The sequence below is a fragment of the Geminicoccus sp. genome, from assembly GCF_036263595.1.
GTDB lineage: Bacteria > Pseudomonadota > Alphaproteobacteria > Geminicoccales > Geminicoccaceae > Geminicoccus.
Genome location: NZ_DATAGQ010000161.1, coordinates 1 through 2,690, shown reverse-complemented (window position 1 = coordinate 2,690; position 2,690 = coordinate 1). Strand labels below are relative to the sequence as shown.

Annotated in this window: 3 protein-coding genes; 2 read left to right on the top strand and 1 reads right to left on the bottom strand. The window is 61.9% G+C overall.

All coding sequences use genetic code 11. The features are described 5' to 3' along the window. Nucleotides 1–193: 193 nt before the first annotated feature. Nucleotides 194–463, bottom strand: coding sequence for a helix-turn-helix transcriptional regulator (locus tag VHL31_RS26710; RefSeq protein ID WP_349262474.1), 270 nt, complete (start codon nucleotides 461–463; stop codon nucleotides 194–196). A 469-nt stretch (nucleotides 464–932) separates the two neighbouring features. On the opposite strand from VHL31_RS26710, the gene VHL31_RS17495 reads away from it, so the two are divergent. Continuing rightward, the gene (locus VHL31_RS17495) at nucleotides 933–1,103 is read left to right on the top strand and encodes a hypothetical protein (RefSeq protein ID WP_329662526.1); all 171 of its coding nucleotides are present in this window, start codon (nucleotides 933–935) and stop codon (nucleotides 1,101–1,103) included. Nucleotides 1,104–1,953: 850 nt separating this feature from the next. Next, complete coding sequence (locus tag VHL31_RS17490) at nucleotides 1,954–2,400, top strand: DMT family transporter (protein WP_349262475.1); 447 nt, start codon at nucleotides 1,954–1,956, stop codon at nucleotides 2,398–2,400. Nucleotides 2,401–2,690 lie beyond the last annotated feature (290 nt).

Here is a 2,690-nt window from a genome sequence, read left to right as displayed (position 1 = left end):
CGCCCAGATCGCTCAACCGACGAAGGCGATCATCCACGTCGAAAAAGCCTGGCTCGCTGCCCATCGACTCGCTCCTCTCCCCGTCACGAGGATTGAATCAGATCGAGACGCAGACCGCGAGGTTGTTGGAACCATCCACCTTCGTGGTCGGGATGGCGGCTTGTACCTTGCCTGCAGGTATCATGGCGCAGCGCTACGGTCGCCGGGCCGCCTTCCTGGCAGGAACGAGCCGCAGCGTGTCATGCGCCAGTGGCGTGTTCTTCCTAAGCAACCGGACACCGGGTCCGGTGCCTTCATCGGGAATGAATTCAATTCCACCCTGCTCTAAAGCGCGCTGAATAGCGGCCAACGTATTCGGGATAGGGAGGGACTGCCCCGTCTCGAACCTCGTTATGGTCGTGATACCAACATTCGCCGCGGTCGCCAGCTGGGAAGCGTTCCAACCGAGCGCCGCGCGTGCCATCCGGCTCTGTACAGGTTCTATCATGTGGTCATGATATAACCACGTAGGGGTTGACGCTACCCGGGTAATGGTTGAATGTTGACTGAGCGGTTAAATTTTAACCGCCTACGCGGCCCGGTGCAGGCATCCTACCTCCCACACCGGGCCTGACCTCAGACAAGGACATCACTCCATGTCGTCGGCTGAACACGTTCATAGCGCCTCCCGCCGCACACTGCTCGCAGGGTTTGCAGCCGTTCCTGTGACCGGCATCACCGGTGACCTGCTGTCCTCCGATACCGAACCCTCGACTAATCCTGCCAAGCATCCGGATGCTACACTCCTCGACCTAGGGCGCGAGCTCGAGAGCGCTTGGGCCACCGAGTCCGCGTTCGATGCCGCCCACGCTCATCATTAGACTGAAGAGCTCGAGGAGGAGTCCGCCATCCTGAAAGGCAGGACCAGAATCATCGTAGACAAGATCCAGCCGATGCATGCGGCAACGATGCCAGGCCTGCTGGTCAAGGCGGCAGCGATCGCATGGAGTCTCGGCGACGACGACGAGTTCACGGCCGCCGATCTCAAGGGCGAAACGACCGACGTTCGCTTAGCCTGCTCGATTGCCAACGACCTCCTGCGGATGCGGCGGTACCGGGCTTAGTTGAAGGCTGTCTGGCAAGCGAGGCAGGTCGGGAGCCGCCTATTGCACTCCTGCCTCGCCAGCTTGGCGGTGGTTCCTCTGCAGTGCAAGTTCGAGCAGCGACAGCAGCCGGAGCCGCTCCTCCCGTGCTGCCTGTCGCTCGTCCTCCCAAGCCTTTCGCTCCAGCTCAAGATCCGCTTTGGCCTGTTCCAAGGCAGCCTGCTGAGCCGGGACGCCTACTGGCTCAACACTGGCATCGGTCTGGGAGCTAGACTTCTTCGGCCCGTATAGCCGCTCCAGGGAAGCATCCGGGAAGCAGCGGGTAATCTCTGCTGGGTCGATCAAGGGTGACCGCTTCGAGCTGCGGCCCACGATCGCGATCTTGCCCAACCTGATCATTCGAGTGAGGTGCGCCGGGCTCCTGCCCGCCATGATCGCCGCCTCGGCGAGTGTTAGCTGCACCAGTCCACCCCCGTTTTGCGGCTAATATCTGCACTGCGGTACCCTGGTCCAAGCTGCCGGACAAGCACATGACACCGGCGGAATGGCCTGACCGTGAAGCGAAGAAAGGAGTCGTCAGCCTTCGCGTGCGAGGCGCTCCGCAACCATGGCATGCAGCGAGCAGAGTTGGAGCTGAATGATCATGTGGAGCCAGGGGCCGTCACGGACACACCTGAAGCTTTCATCCGCGCGCAGCTGCGGAGATCATCGCCCTGTGAATGCCGACACGCGCATCGACGGCAAGCGGAAGATGAGCCAGAACCGGAGCGCCGCGGACCAGACTGGTATGGCCCCTGGGCTTGCCGCGCGTGATCGTGCTTGCCAGCGCCGTAGCGGTGCTGATCCCGGCTGCGAATGGCCAGAGGTGCAGATGCTAAGCTTGGTCGTGCCTGTTCTTCTTGCCGTCGCGGCAGGGGTGAGCATCGTTGTCCAGCAGGGGTTGAACAGCAACCTGCGGACCGCACTGAATTCGGCTGTTTGGTCCGGCTTCATGAGCTACTTTGTAGGGCTCGTCTGCATGACGCTGCTGGCACTTGCCTTACGCGATCCCCTTCCTTCGACCAGCATCGCTGCCCGTATTCCGTGGTGGGCCTGGAGTGGCGGCCTGTTCGGCGCGATCTTCATCGGCCTTGCCATCGTGCTCGTGCCGCAGCTCGGAGCCGCAAGCTTCATAGCCCTCCTGGTCACAGGCCAGATGCTCGGATCAGTGGCCTTCGACCACTTCGGGTGGCTCGGCCTTGCCCAACGTCCGATCGACCTGCCGCGTCTGATTGGCGTGGCGCTGCTGATCGCAGGTGTCGTCCTGATCCGACGCTGAAGCTACGTTACTTCGCTAAAGCAGCATGCCACATCCGGCTGACCAGCTGGCCCGGTTCGCGCCGGCAGCAGGAAAGGTCGGCTGACTAGCCTTTGAGAAGCTAGAGAGAGTGATGTATCTGCATGACGGCCGCTCCGAACCTGCCGCCTCTGCAGCGTAGAAGCAGCAAGTGACGCCATGCCTGGCAGCCCTGCACACCATGGTGATCCGCAGCGCCTGTCCTCGATGAGGCTCAGAGCTTCTCCCGCACTCCCTGCATCATTGCCTCAACAAAAGCCGGATCCGGTGGG